The sequence below is a fragment of the Paludicola sp. MB14-C6 genome (assembly GCF_030908625.1).
In the GTDB taxonomy this organism is placed as follows: Bacteria; Bacillota; Clostridia; order Oscillospirales; family Ruminococcaceae; genus Paludihabitans.
Genome location: NZ_CP133133.1, coordinates 550,465 through 568,227 on the forward strand (window position 1 = coordinate 550,465; position 17,763 = coordinate 568,227).

Below are 17,763 nucleotides of genomic sequence, written 5' to 3' on the forward strand. Positions count from 1 at the left end.
ATATTCGCTTCTTGCAACTATTGTTGCTTATGAAAATTGCTTATTTAGATGCAGCATTGATAATTGTTGCAAAATCTGCAGCTTTCAAAGAAGCACCACCGATTAATCCACCATCAACATCTGGTTTAGAAAGAAGTTCAGCAGCATTTCCAGCGTTCATAGAACCGCCGTATTGAATAGTCATTGCATCAGCAGCAGCTTGATCATAGATTTTTGCTACAGTAGCACGAATTACTGCACATACTTCATTTGCTTGATCAGCAGTTGCAGTTTTGCCTGTACCGATAGCCCATACTGGCTCATAAGCGATGATAATTTTATTTAAATCAGCTTTATCGATGCCTTGTAGAGCTATTTTGGTTTGAAGAGCAACTAGTTCATCAGTGATACCTTGTTCTCTTTCTTCTAATAATTCACCTACGCAAAGAAGTACTTTTAAGCCTGCAGCAACTGCAGCCTTTGTACGTTTGTTTACTGTTACATTCGTTTCACCAAAATATTGTCTTCTTTCGCTATGGCCAACAACAACGTATTCTACGCCCATTTCAGTTAACATATCTGCAGAAATTTCGCCAGTAAAAGCGCCGCTTTTTTCAAAGTGAACGTTTTGTGCACCAACTTTAACGTTTGTGCCTTTTGTTAAGTTTACAGCAGTTTCCAAGTTTGTGAAAGGAACACATACTACAACTTCACAATCAGCATCTTTTACTAATGGAATTAAGTCGTTGATCAATGCTTTCGTTTCTACTCTTGTGTTATTCATTTTCCAGTTACCAGCAATAACTGCTTTTCTTAATGTCTTATTCATAATTTAAAACTCCTTCAATTTATGTTCATATATTTTGTGTACATATCAATCTATAAATAAGGGCGAGCAATGCTCGCCCAATACTTTATCGTTACAAAATTATTTGTCGTTCATTGCAGCGATGCCTGGAAGTTCTTTGCCCTCTAAGAATTCAAGAGAAGCTCCACCACCAGTTGAGATATGGCTCATTTTGTCGCCGTAACCTAATGTATTAACAGCAGCAGCAGAGTCACCACCACCGATAATAGTAATTGCATCTGTTTCAGCTAATGCTTTTGCAACAGCAATTGTACCTTTTGCTAATACTGGGTTTTCAAAAACGCCCATAGGTCCGTTCCAAACAACAGTTTTAGCAGATTTTACTGCCTCAGCAAATAATTCAGCAGTTTTTGTTCCAATATCTAAGCCCATGTAATCGCTTGGGATTTCATTTGCAGCAACAACTTTTACATCGATTTCTGCATCAATTGGGTTAGGGAATTCTTTCGCAATTGTGCAATCGATTGGAAGAAGAATTTGAACGCCTTTTTCATCAGCTTGTTTTAACATATCTTTACAGTAATCAATTTTTTCAGAGTCAAGTAAAGAAGTACCAACATCATAGCCTTTTGCAGCTAAGAATGTATAAGCCATACCACCACCGATGATTAGAGTGTCAGCTTTTGTTAATAAGTTTTCGATAACATTTAGTTTATCTGCGACTTTAGCACCGCCAAGAATTGTAACAAATGGTCTAACTGGGTTTTCAACAGCTCCACCTAGGAATTTCAATTCTTTTTCAATTAGATAACCAACAGCTGCTTCTTCAACGTAAGCTACTACACCAACAGTTGAACAGTGAGCTCTATGAGCAGCACCAAAAGCATCGTTTACAAAGATATCAGCAAGACTTCCTAATTCTTTGCTTAGTGCTTCGCCGTTCTTAGTTTCTTCAGCACGATAACGAGTGTTCTCTAATAAAACAACATCGCCATCTTTCATTTCAGCAACAGCTTTTTTAGCGTTTTCGCCAACAACGTTATCATCAGCAGCGAAAATAACTTCTTGATTTAATAATTCAGAAAGTCTTTTTGCAACTGGTGCTAAAGATTTATCTGGTAATGGCTCACCTTTTGGTTTACCTAAGTGAGAACATAGGATAACTTTTGCGCCATCAGCTAATAATTTTTTAATTGTTGGAAGTGCTGCAACAATTCTATTTTCGTCAGTAATAACTCCGTTCTTTAGAGGAACATTGAAGTCACAACGTACTAATACTCTTTTTCCTGATACTTTTAGATCGTCAACTGTTTTTTTATTCAATGCGTTCATTTTATATCGTCCTTTCAATCTTATATATGTATTTTTATTATCAATTTCACAATAAACAGTAATTTCTATTGTTAAATCAATAACAATCCACAGATTATTTTAAACCATTTTCTAACTTTTTTCAAGTATAAATTCTATATTATTTTACTTCATTTGAATATTTCTATTCGTACCTTTTACAATAATGCCTATAACTTGAGGTCCAGCGTTAATCGCAATAGCAGAACCAACTAAATAAGCACCAATTTCTTGATATCCAATTTGTTTTTCTGCGCATTCAATCAGCTCGTTGCTTTGTGCTTCAGCCATACCTTTAACAGTAAAATAAGGCGTTTGCGGAATCATGGTTTCTTTCGCTAATTTTACCAAAGCAGGAGCGACAGCTTTTTCACCACGCACTTTATCTAAAATTTGCATTTCTCCATCCATAATGCGAATGATAGGTTTCAATCCTATCAGCTCTCCCACAAATGCTGCAGCACAACTAATTCTCCCCGATTTCTTTGCAAAATCTAATTTTAATGGTGAGAAATAAACAACAACGCTATCAAACCAATCCTCTAAAAATCCAACAATTTCACTGGATTTCGCATCTTTCTTTGCTTTTTTAGCAGCCTCTATCACTGCATATCCATATGCCATTGTATAAGTTTTAGAATCTATAATGTGAATTTGAAATTCGCCTTTTGCGCTAGGATGTTCTTCAAAAAACATATCTCTTGCCAATAAAGCAGATTGATACGTGTTTGATCCTTTTGAGTTAATTGCTACATAAATCAACTCATTATAGCCTTGTTTATATATTTCTAAAAACTCTTCATTGAAAACAAGAGACGTAATTTGTGAAGTTACAGGAATTTTCGGAACATCTAGCAATAAAGCGTAGAACTCTTCGTTTGTAAAGTCAATACGCTCCATGTATCCTTGATCTCCAACTGTAATAGGAAAACTTAATATTTTGATATCCAGATCTTCTTCTAACTCTTTTGGAATATCACTCGCAGAATCAGTCATAATTTTGATTTTGTTCATTCTTTACCTCCAAGTATATTTGGTTAATTCGCCTACTGTCTTTAAATGCTCAAATCCCCATTGGCGCAACACTTCATAGGCTGCTAAACAAACGGTATTTGATAAATTCAAGCTTCGTGCTTCCCCTATCATAGGAACTCTTACACAGAAGTCCGGATTTTCGTATAGTAGTGTTTCGTCTAAGCCTGCATCTTCACGACCAAATACAATATATGCTTTGTCGGGATAGTTTACATCGGAATATATATGTTGGCCTTTTGTGGTAAAATAGTAATAAGGACCATCATTTTTTGAAAAGAAATCTTGAATATTATCATAATACGTAATATCAAGCAAATTCCAATAATCAAGTCCTGCCCTTTTTAGTTTTTTATCATCTATTGTAAAGCCCATAGGCTTTACAATATGTAATCTTGCACCGGTTGCTGCGCAAGTTCTTGCTATATTTCCTGTATTTTGTGGTATTTGAGGCTCAACCAATACGATATTTAACTCTTTCATAGAATCCTTCTTCTTAACTTGTTTTTTTTAATTTTAACAGATTCTAAAAATAATTTCAACATCAATAAATCAAGCTACTCGAAATCTATTTTATTTTATTCTTTCTTCAGCTAGTATATATCAATTGTTTGAAATAATTTGCCAAACGATTTGTAATTTATTACAAAACTTCATTAAAAAGCACTTTAAAAAGCAATATTATTTAACATTCGGCCTGTATTTTCTAAGATATGGTAATTGCGATTGCGAATTAAAACTCTCTACTTAAGATATTTACATTTACTTAATAATTCTATACAGTTTATAGAGTAAAATAATGAGTGTGATAAATCATGCATCCGTTTAAGGAGGGGCTTTATTGTTCGGATACATTAAACCATATAAACCCGAAATGAAAGTTTCAGAATTTGATACATTTAAAGGTATCTATTGTGGGCTTTGCAAAGAGTTAAGTCATGTATACGGTCCTTTTTCAAGTCTTACGTTAAGCTATGACTTCACTTTTATAGCAACCATTTCTTTAGGGCTTTCTGAAAACTGTAAGGGCTTTCAAAAATGTTCTTGTGTAGCAAATCCACTAAAGCGTAAAATGTGTCATAATTCCAGCGAAGAACTCACTTTTTGCGCCGGAACAGCGATGTTGATGATTTACTATAAAGTTTTAGACGATCTACATGACAGCAATTTTTTAGGTAAATTAAAACCTTTAAGCGTTCTTCCGTTTGTTTATTTTGCAAAACGAAGAGCAGCAAAGCAATATCCTAAAATGGACGAAGTAATTAAAACCGCAATTCAAAAACAAGCAGAAATTGAAAAAAGCGATAATATCAGCGTTGACAAAGCAGCAGATCCTACTGCTAATGCATTAGCATTCATATGCCAAGAATTAAGTAATAACGAAACACAAAAAAAGATTTTACATCGTTTCGGATATTTAGTTGGAAGATATGTGTATTTTGCAGATGCTTTGGATGATATTGATAAAGATTCAAAGAATAATGAGTATAACCCGTTTTTAAAACGTGGACTTCATGAAAGCAAAACAATTGATGAAATTAAAGAATATGCTGTTGGAGTTATCAATATGACAATTGCTGAAATTGCGCCCGCATATGAATTATTGGACTTAAAACGTTATAAACCTATTTTAGATAATATTGTCTATCTTGGTCTTCATAATACGAAAGACACCATTATAAAGAAAAAGGAGCAAAATGATGAACAACCCGTATAACACTTTGGGAGTAAACGAGAATGCAACCGATGAGCAAGTAAAACAAGCTTATCGTGAATTAGCAAAAAAATACCATCCAGATAACTATAATGACAGCCCATTAAGAGAATTTGCAGATGAAAAGATGGCTGAAATTAATAGTGCTTTTGATCAAATCATGAATAATAGACGTTCAAACGGAAGTAATTCCTCAAGTAGTTCTTATCAATCTCAGCAAAATACAAGCAATTATTCAAGTTATACCTCTTCTAATTTTGCAGATATTCGTTCTATGATTCAAGCAAATCGCTTAGTAGAGGCAGAAGAGTTATTGGATGGAGTTCCATTAAATAAAAGAGATGCAGAATGGTATTTCTTAAAAGGCAGTATTTTTTATTCCAGAGGCTGGTTAGACGATGCTATGAATCATTTTTCTTCAGCTTGTAGAATGGATCCAAATAATGCTGAATACCGAGCTGCATTAAACCGTATGGGTTGGCAGCGACAAGGCAACATGGGTGGATATGGCCAAGGTCAATATCGTGCACCACAGCGTAATGCAGGCGGATGTAGTGGTTGTGATATGTGTTGTAGTTTACTATGCGCCGATAGTTGTTGTGAATGCATGGGTGGCGACTTAATCAGCTGTTGTTAATTTATAAACCAATAAGCACGACTTTTTGTCGTGCTTTAATATATCAAGCGGCATAATTTCATTATTTCACCATACTGTTCTTTTTAATCATGACAAAAATAAAAGGATTGAATTAACTTATGAAAAATAGCAAAAAAGTTGCTTTCGGAGGTATTGTCGGAGCATTAAGCCTTGTCAGTATGTTTTTATCAGGCATATTTCCATTTGCTGAATATACTTGTCCTGCATTAGCTGGAATTTTTTTAATAGCATTGGTTATTGATTTTAATAAAAAAACAGCATTAATCGCTTATGGCGCAGTTTCAATATTATCCTTACTCATTATGCCCAATAAAGAAGCATCCATCTTATTTGTTGCATTTTTAGGCTATTACCCTATTTTAAAAAGCATTTTAGAACAATGTAAGTCGAGAGTTGTTGAATGGATTTTAAAAGTCGGCATCTTTAACGTTACGGTGCTTCTTTCTTATTACTTTATTATTCACATATTAGGCATGTCACAAGTATTAGATGATATGCAAGGCTTTGCACAATATGGAGTTCTTGTTTTGCTTGTGATGGGTAATGTAGCATTTATAATATACGATATTGCACTTACACGCTTAATTGCAACATATGTACACAGCATTAGGCCTAAATTCAAGGGTTTACTATAAAATATTTCAATAACAGCAAAATTGTATTGATTATACTCTGGCAGTGTGTTATTTTAATGATAAAGTAACAGCAAGGAAGTGCATTTTGATGGATATACAAAAATGTGTAAAAGAATCTTTTACGGTTATTGGCAAAGAAGGCACTACAAATGATGGACAAGGGTTTATCGATAAACTATGGGAAGATGCAAATAGCCATTTTAATGAAGTGGAACATTTAGCAAAAAAGATGATGAAGGTAACATTCTGGGCATATGGGGTGTTATGAGTGATTTCTCTAGGCAGTTTCATCCATGGGAAGATCATTTTACAAAAGGCTTATATTTGGCGGGAATTGAAGCAAGAGATGACGCAGAAGCACCAATGAACTGGACCAAATGGGTTATTCCCTCTTATGAATATCTTTATGTAAAAGTAACAGGTGATATGATGCAGTGCTTTACTGATACACTTGATTACATAAAGCAAAATGGGATGTCATTAGTCGGAGCTGTGAATGATTATATTTGTCCTGAAGAAAATGGTCAATTATATCTATTTTTCCCTATTCAGAAGTTATAGTAAAAGAGCATTCATTTCAGATTTGAAATGAATGCTCTTTTACTATTGAAATATATTGGACATCGTTCTTTTATTATGGATAATAACTGTTCGCAGCTCATAAGCCCACCCTTTCATGCAGTGAAACCGGTAGATTAAGTAAAACGCAAACTAAGCCTAAAGAAAACAAGATTTTTATGCAAATAAAAAGACCACAGTTATTACCGCAGTCCTTTTTGTGGAGCGGATTACGAGGCTCGAACTCGCTACCTCCACCTTGGCAAGGTGGCGCTCTACCAGATGAGCTAAATCCGCATCATATACCTTTTATGCTGCTTTAAATCAAAAATCAAAAGCAATTGGTGCCTCCGGTCGGAATCGAACCAACGACACGAGGATTTTCAGTCCTCTGCTCTACCGACTGAGCTACAGAGGCATAAAGGTATATATTTGTTTTGTAACTTCATTGAAAGTTACACTGGCGACCCGTATCGGGCTCGAACCGACGACCTCTAGCGTGACAGGCTAGCGCTCTAACCAACTGAGCTAACGGGCCAATGTGTGGTGGGAACAACAGGGCTCGAACCTGTGACCCTCTGCTTGTAAGGCAGATGCTCTCCCAGCTGAGCTATGCTCCCACACTGGAACTGTCAAACGACAGAATAAAAAAACCACGGCGCTTACCGTAGCTTTGGAGCGGATTACGAGGCTCGAACTCGCTACCTCCACCTTGGCAAGGTGGCGCTCTACCAGATGAGCTAAATCCGCATTATATACCTAAGCTAAGTTGAAAGCAAAAAACGACAAGAGTCGTTTTTACTATCAAACAATTGGTGCCTCCGGTCGGAATCGAACCAACGACACGAGGATTTTCAGTCCTCTGCTCTACCGACTGAGCTACAGAGGCATAGGCATATTTTGCAACATCCGTTGCATTGCGATAAAACAATCGCTTGGGTTAATGGCGACCCGTATCGGGCTCGAACCGACGACCTCTAGCGTGACAGGCTAGCGCTCTAACCAACTGAGCTAACGGGCCATATGTGGTGGGAACAACAGGGCTCGAACCTGTGACCCTCTGCTTGTAAGGCAGATGCTCTCCCAGCTGAGCTATGCTCCCACACAAGTTACTGTTTGACTGATTTTCGAAGTGTTTTCGTTTCTCTGTCTCCCAGCGACTTTTATATCTTACACTATACGGCCTTAAAAGTCAACACTTTTTTTGAAATTCTTTGTTATTTTATCGTTGTATCTCACATATATATAAAAGTTTTTCAGTTGGAAATCATTTTTTATATGAATTGTGAATAATAAAGGTTAAATATGGGATTTGGCTTATTAGTAATTCAAAAAAGGTGCAGAAACATAATGAATCCACACCTTCTTTAAATGTATCTTTTATAGTATTTTACACGTTAATTTCAGAAATTTATAATTAAAATTAATCTTCTTGATTATCCTCTAACAATTCTTCTTCAATTTCATCATCTAGTTCAACGTCAATTTCTTTACTTTCATCTACGACCTCTTCAATAATCCTTTTTACTTGTTCTACACCTTCGCCTGTTTCGCTTGAAAAAGGAATGATGGTAATTTGATCCCCATAAGGAATTTCAGAACGAATTAAATCAAGTCGATTTTGAGTTTGTGTTTTATTCAGCTTATCTGATTTTGTTAGCACTACAATAAAAGGAATTTCACGCTCAATCATATATTCCATCATATGAATATCTAAAGCAGTTGCCGGATGACGCATATCGACTAACTGAATAACCAAGCCAATGTTACGATCTTGATTAAAATATCCCTCTATTAACTCAGACCAACGATACTTCTCTGATTTAGATACTTTTGCGTAACCATAACCCGGTAAGTCAACAAAATTCACCTCATCCCCAACGGAATAAAAGTTAATTGTTGCAGTTTTTCCAGGTACACAGCTTACTCTTGCTAGATTTTTGCGATTAAATATTTTGTTGATCGCAGAGGACTTTCCAACATTGGAACGTCCTGCAAATGCGATTTCTATTGTTTCTGATTCAGGGATTTGTTTGGAAAGCCCGTATGAAATTACAAACTTCGCTTTGTTAAAATTCATAGTTTCTCCTTCATTATTAAATAATAACGGTTGGTTGCTGTACATCAAATTCACACCACATATTTTGTGTAATTTTATCTACCGCATCCTCATTTTTTATTAACGCAACATCAAGCACATCGGATATCTCTTTTGCTGGAACAAATGTGATTGCTTCTTTTACTTGTTCATCTACTTCATATAAATCAGGTTTATTTTCCTTTGGAATAATTACTACCGATTTTTGTTCACGATATGCTGCCATTGATTTTTCTTTTAATCCACCAATCGGCATTACACGTCCACGAAGTGATATTTCGCCAGTCATAGCAATATCTCCACGCACAGGAATACCTGTTAAGGCAGAAACTAATGCCGTTACCATTGTTACACCTGCAGAAGGTCCGTCCTTTGGAACGGCTCCCTCCGGTGCGTGAATATGAATATCACAAGTTTTATAAAAATCAGGTTTAATATTATATTGATTAGCAATAGTTCGAACGTAGCTGATGGCAATTTCAGCAGACTCCTTCATAACATCGCCAAGGCTACCGGTCAGCTTCACTTTTCCTGACCCGCTCATAACCGCAACTTCAATTTCAAGCATTTCACCACCAACTGAAGTCCAAGCAAGTCCACTTACTACGCCAACTCTGTTTTCAAGATTTGCATTTGACTTCTTATAACGACGTGGTGCAATTAAATCTTCAATATTTTTGCTGGTAGCAGTTACTTTTGTCTGTTCTCCGCTTACAATCAACTTTGCAGCTTTACGGCATACTGTACCAATACAACGCTCTAGTTTTCGAACACCTGCTTCTCTTGTATAGCTGTCGATAATATCATAAAGTGCTTCATCTTTTATTGTTAGCATTTTAGAAGTAAGTCCATGCTTTTGTAATTGTTTCTTTACGAGATGCTTTTTGGCGATATTGAATTTTTCTTGTCTTGTATAACTGGATAACTCAATAATCTCCATACGGTCACGCAATGGACCCGGAATGGTATCAAGTGTATTTGCTGTTGTAATAAATAATACTTTACTTAAATCAAACGGAATTTCAACATAGTGATCGACAAATGCATTATTTTGCGCACTATCTAATACTTCAAGCATTGCTGAAGCGGGATCTCCTCTAAAATCATTCCCCATTTTGTCTATCTCATCAAGTAAAATCAAAGGATTATTGGTTTTTGCTTGTCTTAATGCTGCAATGATTCTGCCTGGCATAGAACCAAGATACGTTTTTCTATGTCCTCTTATCTCTGATTCATCTCGAACTCCGCCCAAGGAAATTCTTGCATATCGACGATTTAATGTTTTTGCAATAGAAGATGCGATTGAAGTTTTGCCAACACCCGGAGGTCCAACTAAACAGATAATTTGCCCTTTGATATCAGGGTTTAACTGACGTACTGCCAACAGCTCTAATATTCTATCCTTTACTTTATCTAATCCATAATGATCTTTATCCAACTGAGCTCTGGCTTTTTTTACATCAATTGTTTCTTTTGTAAAAGTATCAAAAGGAAGATCTAAGCAAACCTCTAAATAAGAACGGATTACATTGGCTTCCTGAGATTGCATTGGCATTTTACTTAGGCGTTCACATTCTTTAAACAACTTTTCCCTAGATGCATCGTCGATATTTTTAATTTGCTCAACTTTAGCCATAAGCTCATATACTTCATCTTCAGGACTATCTCCGTCGTTTAACTCACTTTGTATTACTTTTAGTTGCTCTCTTAAAAAGTAATCTCGTTGATTTTTGTCCATTTGAACTCTAACTTTATTATAAATATCATGCTCTAAGTTCAAAACTTCAATTTCTTTTTGTAAAAAATCTACTAATAATTCCAACGCTTTAAATACATTGTTTACTTCTAATATCATTTGTTTATCTTCGTAGCTGATTAGAATATTAGTCATAATTTGAGACAACAATTTGTTGGGATTATCCTCTGCTAATACTTGAAGCACCATTTCCTTTGGCACATTTGGCAGTGCCTCACAATATTGCTCATAAATATTCTTTACCAATCGAACAAAAGCCTCTTGTTCTTGAGCTTCTAGCTTGGGTCTTGTTATGTTATTTATTTTTTTAATATCAGCTAAAAAGAAAGGTTTTTCTGATAAAAGGTCTACTAACTTTGCTTTATATTCACCTTCTACTAAAACCCTAACGGTATTCTTATCTGCTTTTAATAATTGTTTGACTGTTGCAACAACACCAACTTGATATAAATCATCAATGGAAGGGTCTTCTTGCTTAATATCTCGTTGTGCTACTAAAAATATCTTTCTATCCAAATCCATTGCAGCTCTTAATGCTAGGATTGATTTTTCACGTCCTACATCAAAATGCATTACGGTATCAGGAAAAAGTACTAAGCCACGCATTGCCAACATCGGCATTGCTTGGTTTGTTCTCTTTGTTTCATTATTACTCATATATTTACTCCTTTTGCAAATTGCACTACTGCATTTGTGCAGTTGCGCATTCAGCGAGTTGTTTATCATCTAATCGATATGTGGTCCATTCGTCCATTGGCCTTGCACCTAAACTCTTATAAAATTGAATTGACGGGGTGTTCCAATCAAGGCAACACCATTCCATTCTTCCGCATCCCCGTTCATGAGCCAGCTTTGCTAAATATAGCAATAGCTTTTTTCCATATCCTTTTCCACGCATCTCAGGATTCACGTAAAGGTCTTCCAAATATAATCCACGACGTGTTTTAAAGGTCGAGTAATTGTGGAAAAACAATGCAAATCCTACCGGTACACCATCTTCTTCGCCGATAATTACTTCTGCTTGTTGTTTATTAAAAATAGTATCGCAAACATCTTCTGCATTGCCTTCGACTTCATCTAACATTTTTTCATATGTAGCAATGTCTACAATAAACTGATAAATCGTTTTGCTATCTTCTCTTGTTGCTAATCGAATTGCAAAATTACTCAAAATTCAACCATCCTTTTCAAACTCTTGTTTGAGAAATTTTAATTTTTTTAATACACATCAATGCTTTTTGCTTTAACTAAAATGAAATTAATACACTGAGCGCACTAATAATCATAAGGCCTGCTAATGCCCATGCTACAACTCGTATCACTTTTTTATTCATTTAACTACCTTCTTATTTTATATAATTATACAGTATATATCATACCATTTTCTATATCTAATGTAAATAACGAAAGTGTGAATAGATTGATACGATAACATCATATAGGTAGGGTTTCATGCATAAATTGATAGATATTGATGAAAAATTACAAAAAATAGCTTGATACTTTCAAGCAATCTTTATTTACTTTGTATATAATAAATATATAAATTGTGAAAATTAATACTAATTTAAGGAGAAGGATATTATGACCTCATTAGAAAGAGTAGCAGCTACACTTTCCCATAAAGAACCCGACCATGTTCCTGTTTACCCTATTTTAAGCGGTGTAACTAGAAAACTAACAGGTGCAAGTTACAAAGAATGGGCAACTAATGCAGAAGAAACTGCAAAAGCCATGATTCAATCTGTTGATGAATTTGGAATAGATTGTTTGGTAACACTTACTGATCTTTCCGTTGAAGCCGCAGATTTCGGACAAGAAATTGTTTATCCTGAAAACGAAGCTGCACACCCAAATTATGATAATCAATTCTTACAAGACATAGAAGATTACGATAAAGTAAAACATATTGACCCAAGAACTACTCCAAGAATGAGCGATCACATTAAACTTTGTGATTTACTTGTAAAAGCAAAAGGAAAAACAACTCCTGTTGTTGCTTTTATCTTTGGCCCATTAGGTATTTTAAGTATGCTCAGAGGTCAAGAAGATTTATATATGGATTTATACGATGACCCTGACGCAGTACATAAAGCACTTACTACAATAACTGATGTTTTGATTGACTATTCCGATGCACTCATTGAAACGGGAATTAACGCAATTATGGTAGATACCCTTTTCGCTTCCTCTGTTATCATGAGCAAGGAAATGTGGTCAGAATTTGAAGGCCCTCACGTTAAACGTTGGGCAGACCATGTTCATTCAAAAGGCTGCATGGTTATGATTCATAACTGTGGTAATGGTGTTTATTTTGATGTGCAGATTGAAGCAATGCATCCACAAGCAATCTCTTTCTTACACGTTCCTGCTGACTGTGCTTCCTTTGAAGAATGCAAAGAAAAATACGGCAAAGACATTACGTTAATCGGTTGCGTATCTCCTACTTGGATTGCAACAGCTAGCGTTGAAGAAGTTATCGAGGAAAGTAAGCATGAAATAGATTTATTCAAGCAAGGTGGCGGATTTATGCTTGCTACCGGTTGTGAATATCCTGCAAACACTGCATTTGACAACGCCAAAGCAATGATTGAGGTAGCAAAAACCTACGGAAGATACTAACTCCTAATTATGTAAAAAGGGTCCTATGGCAAATCGCCATAGGGCCCTTTTAATTTAGATAACTATAAGTTCAAAGCAAACAAAACTGCCTGTTCGACAAATCGTTTAAAATAGGCTTAGAATTATCATTATCTATAGTCCATTTCATTCATTTTACCTCTACTTGTTTTCTACATTTCTCTATACTCACTTCAAACTTTTCAATCCATCAAACAATTCATTAAAAGATTTTCTATTTTGGCAATTTTTAAACGAGAGTTCTTTGTTTTCGCCAAATTCCAATAGAAAACACTTTGCAAGCTCTTCTACGGTTTGTTCTAACGACAAGAAAAATTGGTCTGATACAAACTCATATTCAGGTGTTCCCTCTTTATAATGAGAAGAAAGCAAAGATTCCGTTACTTGATCCAAAGGATATAATTTTAAATGAAACAATTCATGAACGAGTACCTCTTCAAGGTTTTCATACTTTGGATTTACTCGGTTAATGAGTACAATTGCCTTTTTCGTATCACAATCTATCTTGATATCACCGGTTTTATTCCAACTAACATCATCAACAAACTCTAAGCGAACATCCCAACATGGTATAATACGCAGTTTTTTACACCAGTAATCAAATAATTGCTGTAAGCTCGTTACATCTATGTTCATGCCAAGCACTCCTCATATTCAAAATTCATTTACTTGTGACCCTACTCATTCACACCATCCACTTTCAACATACGATACCCAATACCGATATGCGTTTGAATATACTGTGGCTTTGATGGATTTAACTCAATTTTTTTGCGCAGCGTTGCCATAAATACCCGAAGAGATTGTGTATCTGCAGGCAAAACAGCTCCCCATATCTCTTTTAATATAAAATTATGCGTTAATACTTTACCAACGTTTTTAGAAAGCAAACATAACAACTTATATTCAATTGGTGTAAGATGAATCTCTTTTTCTTGAAAATAAGCACATCCTGCTGCATAATCAATTTTCAAATCACCATTTACAAAAGTCGATTTTTCATTATTATTGGGTGTATTTTTCATATTGTTATATCGGCGTAATGCAACCCGAATTCTAGCTAATAATTCGTTTGTATTAAAAGGCTTTGTAATATAATCATCCGCACCTTCATCTAAAGCGTTAATTTTCTCTTGGTCGTCACTCCTTGCGCTTACTATAATAATAGGTGTATTTGACCAAGTTCTAACCTTTTGTATGATTTCAATTCCATCCATATCTGGTAATCCTAAATCTAATATAATAACATCCGGATTGCAAGATAAAATACCCATAATTGCTGAACTTCCAGTATCGGCTGTTTGATACTGATAGCCTTGCATTTCAAGCGTTGTTGAAATTAGATTTCGAATTGCTTTATCATCCTCAACAACAAAAATTGTATTATTATTCATCTATTACTACCTCCTCTGCTTGTAACGTAAATGAAAATACCGTTCCATGAGGATTATTGTCTTTGACTGTAATATCACCACCATGTGCAATAATAATGGATTTACAAAGTGATAAGCCTAGTCCTAGTCCTCGATGACTATCTCCATTATTTTTATCAACGGTAAAGAACATATCAAATATTTTTTTCTTATCTTCGTTGGAAATCCCCTCGCCATTATCCTTAATTTCAACCAATACCATATTATCCGATTTTCTTGCTGTTATATCAATTATTGAGCCCGGTGGCGTATATTTAATTGCATTATCTACAATATTGATAATAACTTGAATAATCAGTCTGGAATCCATCTTTGCCATTAGCAAATCATCAGACAAAGAAACATTGATTTGATAATCAACACTTTTACGGTTTATGTGGCGAAGCGCTTCCGCTATAACTTCCTCTAGCAATTCTGATTGCATCGTAATGCTGATCGTTCCATTTTCTATACGAGTAACGGATAATAGATTTTCAACAAGGTTGATTAACCACATAGAATCATCATATATATCGGTATAAAGCTGTAGTTTCTTGTTCTCATCAAGATAGTTTTTGTCTCCCATTAAAATACTAGCGTTACCTGAAATACTGGTAAGCGGTGTTCGTAAATCATGAGAAATTGCTCGCAGAATATTTGCTCTTAATTGTTCACGTTGTGCTTCTAAGGCTATCTCGTTCTTGGTTTCGTTTATTTCTTCTTTTTCTAAAACCAATCCAAATTCGCCCAACATTGCGATTAACAAATTTCTATCATAAGTATCTAATTCAGTTTGTGGTTGCATTGTAACAGCTACAACAGCATATACCGTATGATGTCCTCTAACAGCTAGATACAAACACTTTGCATTTGGTAATGTTGTTGTGGTTGCACCTGCGCTTTTATTGTTCTTATATACCCATTCAGCTACTGCCCGCTCGCTGCGAGACGTATATTCTGTAATAAACACCTCTTCATTACCCGAAAATAAAATTGGTTCATCTAATCCTTGTGTTTTATTCACCGGATAAATAATAACCATGCGAGACAATAATTTTTCCATTTGCTTTCCCATTGCATTATAAATAGCTTGTTTAGTTGTAGAACGTTGTAGCATTCTACTCGTTTCCAAAAGAACCTGAGTATTTCTTGCTTTTCGAGCATTATTTTTGGCTTGCTGCTTTGCCCTAACAGTAAGTGTACTAGTAACAAACGCTGCCACTAACATAATTAAAAATGTTATCGGATAGGAAGAATCATATGCTTCTAGCGAGAAACGTGGATCTGTAAAGAAAAAGTTGAATACGACAACGCTTATAATAGATGATACAATACTGTATATTCTGCCTTGCGTTGCAACAGCGGTGAACAATACACCTAGAATATAAACGATAATAATATTTGCTTCACTAAAACTTAACTCATAAAACAAAAAGCATATTGCTGTAGATAATGCTAATAAAGATAATGTTATCAATGAATCCCGTATCGTTAAAACAGGGTTCTTTTGTTTTTGCTTAGCTTTGGGAGCAACATAAGCAGGCAAATTATTCGGGATAATAAAAATATCTAAGTTTGGCGCAATTTGCGTTAATTTATCAACAAAACTTGCTCTTGGAACGATTCCTTTCTTATTATTGGATCGTCCCAATACAATTTTCGAAATACCACAAGCTTTCGCATATTCAGCAATTTGTTCCGGCACATTATCGCCATATACTGTTGCAATTTTAGCACCTAATTGTTCAGCTAGCTTTAAATTCGTTCTCAGCCGTGCTCTATTTTCATCTGATAGTTCAGTTGTTCCGGGAGTTTCAACGAATAAAGCTGTAAACTCACCATGAAAAGAATTGGCCATCCTTGCCGCAGTTCGAATGACTTTTGCATTTGATGGCGAGCTTGAAAGACAAATTAAAATATGTTCATTTGTATAATAATCATTTCTTTGTGAAAGCTCTTTTGCTTTTTCTGCTTTTCGATTAACTTGATCAGCCGTTCTACGCAATGCAATTTCTCTTAAAGCTATTAAATTCTCTACCGTAAAGAAGTTATGCAATGCTCGTTTGGCTTGTTCTTCACGATATATTTTTCCTTTATTCAAACGAATGATTAACTCTTCCGGTTCGATATCAACAAGCTCTATTTGGTCTGCATCATCAATTACCTTATCTGGAATACGTTCTCTTACCTTGACGCCTGTAATAGAAGATACAATATCATTTAGGCTTTCAATATGCTGCACATTAACCGTTGTATAGACATCTATTCCAGCCTTTAATAGCTCTTGTATATCTTGATAACGCTTAATATGTCTACAACCGGGAGCATTTGTATGTGCTAATTCATCTACTAATATCAACTGAGGATTACGCTTAATTGCTGAATCTAAATCAAACTCCTTTATTGTAATTCCTTTATGTTCAACAATAAGCGGTGGCAATGTTTCCAAACCATTTACAAGTTGGGTGGTTTCCGGACGTGTGTGCGGTTCAATATAACCTGCAACAACTTCACCTCCCGCATTTTTCACTTCATGTGCTGCTTCGAGCATTGCATATGTTTTTCCTACACCAGCAGCATAACCAAAAAATATTTTTAATTTACCTTTTTTACGAGTTTCAGTTCGTTCTATGCGTTTTAATATTGTATAAGCATCAGGTCTTTTGTCGTCCATAGAATTTCCTCCATATATAGTCAATCTTAAGTAAAACATAAAAAGTGCAACAAACAAAGTTAAATAATAAAATAAAGCCATTGTATGTATCAACAGTTATTCCTATTCCTATTATAACGCTTGATAACATTCATTTCATCATTATATTAGTAAAAAAAAAGAATTTGTTTCATATATTAAAATTACAGGCAACTTTTGATGCAAACATATTTTAGATGTCTATTTAAGAATAAATGATTTGATATTAAAAAGGGATTAAGAAAGCTTAACATACATTAAGAGCGTGTTAAGAGATGAGCATTATTAACTTATTTTTAACTATCTTAACAAACTCTTAACATTGATAAAAAAATACTAACACCATTATAACAAAGTTTGTGCTATTCTCAATATGTACAAAGGGGGAATTATAAAATGGATTTTGTAACAATCGGATTAATCGTTCTATG

The 17,763-nt window shown here is 35.0% G+C and carries 16 protein-coding genes and 8 tRNA genes; 6 read left to right on the plus strand and 18 right to left on the minus strand.

The window, feature by feature from the left end:
- Positions 1–40: 40 nt before the first annotated feature.
- The 4 genes from tpiA to RBG61_RS02585 all read right to left on the minus strand — a co-directional run bounded on the left by tpiA (position 41) and on the right by RBG61_RS02585 (position 3,652).
- Positions 41–808, minus strand: a complete 768-nt coding sequence (tpiA, locus tag RBG61_RS02570; protein ID WP_307945449.1) for a triose-phosphate isomerase — start codon at positions 806–808, stop codon at positions 41–43.
- Positions 809–907: 99 nt separating this feature from the next.
- Entirely contained in the window at positions 908–2,119 is a 1,212-nt protein-coding gene (locus tag RBG61_RS02575; RefSeq protein WP_307945451.1) for a phosphoglycerate kinase, read from the minus strand.
- Between the two features lie 144 nt (positions 2,120–2,263).
- Positions 2,264–3,151, minus strand: a complete 888-nt coding sequence (locus RBG61_RS02580; RefSeq protein WP_307945453.1) for a DegV family protein — start codon at positions 3,149–3,151, stop codon at positions 2,264–2,266.
- 3 nt (positions 3,152–3,154) lie between these two features.
- The gene (locus RBG61_RS02585) at positions 3,155–3,652 is read right to left on the minus strand and encodes a tRNA (cytidine(34)-2'-O)-methyltransferase (protein ID WP_307945454.1); all 498 of its coding nucleotides are present in this window, start codon (positions 3,650–3,652) and stop codon (positions 3,155–3,157) included.
- A 358-nt stretch (positions 3,653–4,010) separates the two neighbouring features.
- On the opposite strand from RBG61_RS02585, the gene RBG61_RS02590 reads away from it, so the two are divergent.
- The 5 genes from RBG61_RS02590 (at position 4,011) to RBG61_RS14000 (ending at position 6,737) form a co-directional block, all read left to right on the plus strand.
- A complete protein-coding gene (locus RBG61_RS02590; RefSeq protein WP_307945455.1) occupies positions 4,011–4,886 on the plus strand; it encodes a DUF5685 family protein in 876 nt (291 codons plus the stop codon).
- Positions 4,870–5,520 (plus strand): J domain-containing protein, encoded by a 651-nt coding sequence (locus tag RBG61_RS02595; protein ID WP_307945458.1) that lies wholly within the window; start codon positions 4,870–4,872, stop codon positions 5,518–5,520. The genes RBG61_RS02590 and RBG61_RS02595 overlap by 17 nt, the downstream gene beginning before the upstream one ends.
- Before the next feature lie 119 nt (positions 5,521–5,639).
- Positions 5,640–6,176, plus strand: coding sequence for a hypothetical protein (locus tag RBG61_RS02600; RefSeq protein WP_307945460.1), 537 nt, complete (start codon positions 5,640–5,642; stop codon positions 6,174–6,176).
- 88 nt (positions 6,177–6,264) lie between these two features.
- Positions 6,265–6,444 carry a hypothetical protein gene (locus tag RBG61_RS13995; RefSeq protein WP_373889721.1) on the plus strand — a complete coding sequence of 60 codons (180 nt, stop codon included), beginning with the start codon at positions 6,265–6,267 and terminating at the stop codon, positions 6,442–6,444.
- Positions 6,441–6,737, plus strand: a complete 297-nt coding sequence (locus RBG61_RS14000; protein WP_373889722.1) for a hypothetical protein — start codon at positions 6,441–6,443, stop codon at positions 6,735–6,737. The genes RBG61_RS13995 and RBG61_RS14000 overlap by 4 nt, the downstream gene beginning before the upstream one ends.
- A gap of 218 nt (positions 6,738–6,955) precedes the next feature.
- Here RBG61_RS14000 and RBG61_RS02610 read toward each other — a convergent pair.
- From RBG61_RS02610 to RBG61_RS02660, 11 genes are all read right to left on the minus strand, one after another.
- Positions 6,956–7,031: transfer RNA gene (locus tag RBG61_RS02610), tRNA-Gly, on the minus strand.
- Between the two features lie 45 nt (positions 7,032–7,076).
- A tRNA-Phe gene (locus RBG61_RS02615) sits at positions 7,077–7,152 on the minus strand.
- Between the two features lie 43 nt (positions 7,153–7,195).
- Positions 7,196–7,272 (minus strand) — tRNA-Asp (locus RBG61_RS02620).
- Between the two features lie 6 nt (positions 7,273–7,278).
- A tRNA-Val gene (locus RBG61_RS02625) sits at positions 7,279–7,354 on the minus strand.
- Between the two features lie 54 nt (positions 7,355–7,408).
- A tRNA-Gly gene (locus RBG61_RS02630) sits at positions 7,409–7,484 on the minus strand.
- Positions 7,485–7,547: 63 nt separating this feature from the next.
- Positions 7,548–7,623, minus strand: a tRNA-Phe gene (locus RBG61_RS02635).
- 55 nt (positions 7,624–7,678) lie between these two features.
- Positions 7,679–7,755, minus strand: a tRNA-Asp gene (locus RBG61_RS02640).
- A gap of 5 nt (positions 7,756–7,760) precedes the next feature.
- Positions 7,761–7,836 (minus strand) — tRNA-Val (locus tag RBG61_RS02645).
- A 321-nt stretch (positions 7,837–8,157) separates the two neighbouring features.
- Positions 8,158–8,814: a ribosome biogenesis GTP-binding protein YihA/YsxC gene (gene yihA / locus RBG61_RS02650; protein WP_307945461.1), complete on the minus strand. Its 657-nt coding sequence runs from the start codon at positions 8,812–8,814 to the stop codon at positions 8,158–8,160.
- A gap of 16 nt (positions 8,815–8,830) precedes the next feature.
- On the minus strand, positions 8,831–11,245 hold the full coding sequence (lon, locus tag RBG61_RS02655) for an endopeptidase La (RefSeq protein ID WP_307945463.1): 2,415 nt from the start codon (positions 11,243–11,245) through the stop codon (positions 8,831–8,833).
- Between the two features lie 25 nt (positions 11,246–11,270).
- A complete protein-coding gene (locus tag RBG61_RS02660) occupies positions 11,271–11,759 on the minus strand; it encodes a GNAT family N-acetyltransferase (RefSeq protein WP_307945466.1) in 489 nt (162 codons plus the stop codon).
- 413 nt (positions 11,760–12,172) lie between these two features.
- Between RBG61_RS02660 and RBG61_RS02665 the strand changes: the two genes are divergently transcribed.
- Positions 12,173–13,210: a uroporphyrinogen decarboxylase family protein gene (locus tag RBG61_RS02665; protein WP_307945469.1), complete on the plus strand. Its 1,038-nt coding sequence runs from the start codon at positions 12,173–12,175 to the stop codon at positions 13,208–13,210.
- Between the two features lie 186 nt (positions 13,211–13,396).
- Here RBG61_RS02665 and RBG61_RS02670 read toward each other — a convergent pair whose 3' ends face one another.
- The 3 genes from RBG61_RS02670 to RBG61_RS02680 are packed head-to-tail and all read right to left on the minus strand — an operon-like array spanning position 13,397 to position 17,314.
- Positions 13,397–13,864 carry a hypothetical protein gene (locus RBG61_RS02670; protein ID WP_307945471.1) on the minus strand — a complete coding sequence of 156 codons (468 nt, stop codon included), beginning with the start codon at positions 13,862–13,864 and terminating at the stop codon, positions 13,397–13,399.
- A gap of 41 nt (positions 13,865–13,905) precedes the next feature.
- Complete coding sequence (locus tag RBG61_RS02675; RefSeq protein ID WP_307945472.1) at positions 13,906–14,622, minus strand: response regulator; 717 nt, start codon at positions 14,620–14,622, stop codon at positions 13,906–13,908.
- Entirely contained in the window at positions 14,615–17,314 is a 2,700-nt protein-coding gene (locus RBG61_RS02680) for a sensor histidine kinase (protein WP_307945474.1), read from the minus strand. Before RBG61_RS02680 ends, RBG61_RS02675 begins: the two co-directional genes overlap by 8 nt.
- Positions 17,315–17,763: the final 449 nt, after the last annotated feature.

Coding starts and splice junctions, on each gene's coding strand:
- tpiA (WP_307945449.1), bottom strand. CDS start 808: ATGAATAAGACATTAAGAAAAGCAGTTATTGCTGGTAACTGGAAAATG.
- RBG61_RS02575 (WP_307945451.1), bottom strand. CDS start 2,119: ATGAACGCATTGAATAAAAAAACAGTTGACGATCTAAAAGTATCAGGA.
- RBG61_RS02585 (WP_307945454.1), bottom strand. CDS start 3,652: ATGAAAGAGTTAAATATCGTATTGGTTGAGCCTCAAATACCACAAAAT.
- lon (WP_307945463.1), bottom strand. CDS start 11,245: ATGAGTAATAATGAAACAAAGAGAACAAACCAAGCAATGCCGATGTTG.
- RBG61_RS02665 (WP_307945469.1), top strand. CDS start 12,173: ATGACCTCATTAGAAAGAGTAGCAGCTACACTTTCCCATAAAGAACCC.
- RBG61_RS02600 (WP_307945460.1), top strand. CDS start 5,640: ATGAAAAATAGCAAAAAAGTTGCTTTCGGAGGTATTGTCGGAGCATTA.
- yihA (WP_307945461.1), bottom strand. CDS start 8,814: ATGAATTTTAACAAAGCGAAGTTTGTAATTTCATACGGGCTTTCCAAA.
- RBG61_RS13995 (WP_373889721.1), top strand. CDS start 6,265: ATGGATATACAAAAATGTGTAAAAGAATCTTTTACGGTTATTGGCAAA.
- RBG61_RS02595 (WP_307945458.1), top strand. CDS start 4,870: ATGAACAACCCGTATAACACTTTGGGAGTAAACGAGAATGCAACCGAT.
- RBG61_RS14000 (WP_373889722.1), top strand. CDS start 6,441: ATGAGTGATTTCTCTAGGCAGTTTCATCCATGGGAAGATCATTTTACA.
- RBG61_RS02680 (WP_307945474.1), bottom strand. CDS start 17,314: ATGGACGACAAAAGACCTGATGCTTATACAATATTAAAACGCATAGAA.
- RBG61_RS02675 (WP_307945472.1), bottom strand. CDS start 14,622: ATGAATAATAATACAATTTTTGTTGTTGAGGATGATAAAGCAATTCGA.
- RBG61_RS02670 (WP_307945471.1), bottom strand. CDS start 13,864: ATGAACATAGATGTAACGAGCTTACAGCAATTATTTGATTACTGGTGT.
- RBG61_RS02580 (WP_307945453.1), bottom strand. CDS start 3,151: ATGAACAAAATCAAAATTATGACTGATTCTGCGAGTGATATTCCAAAA.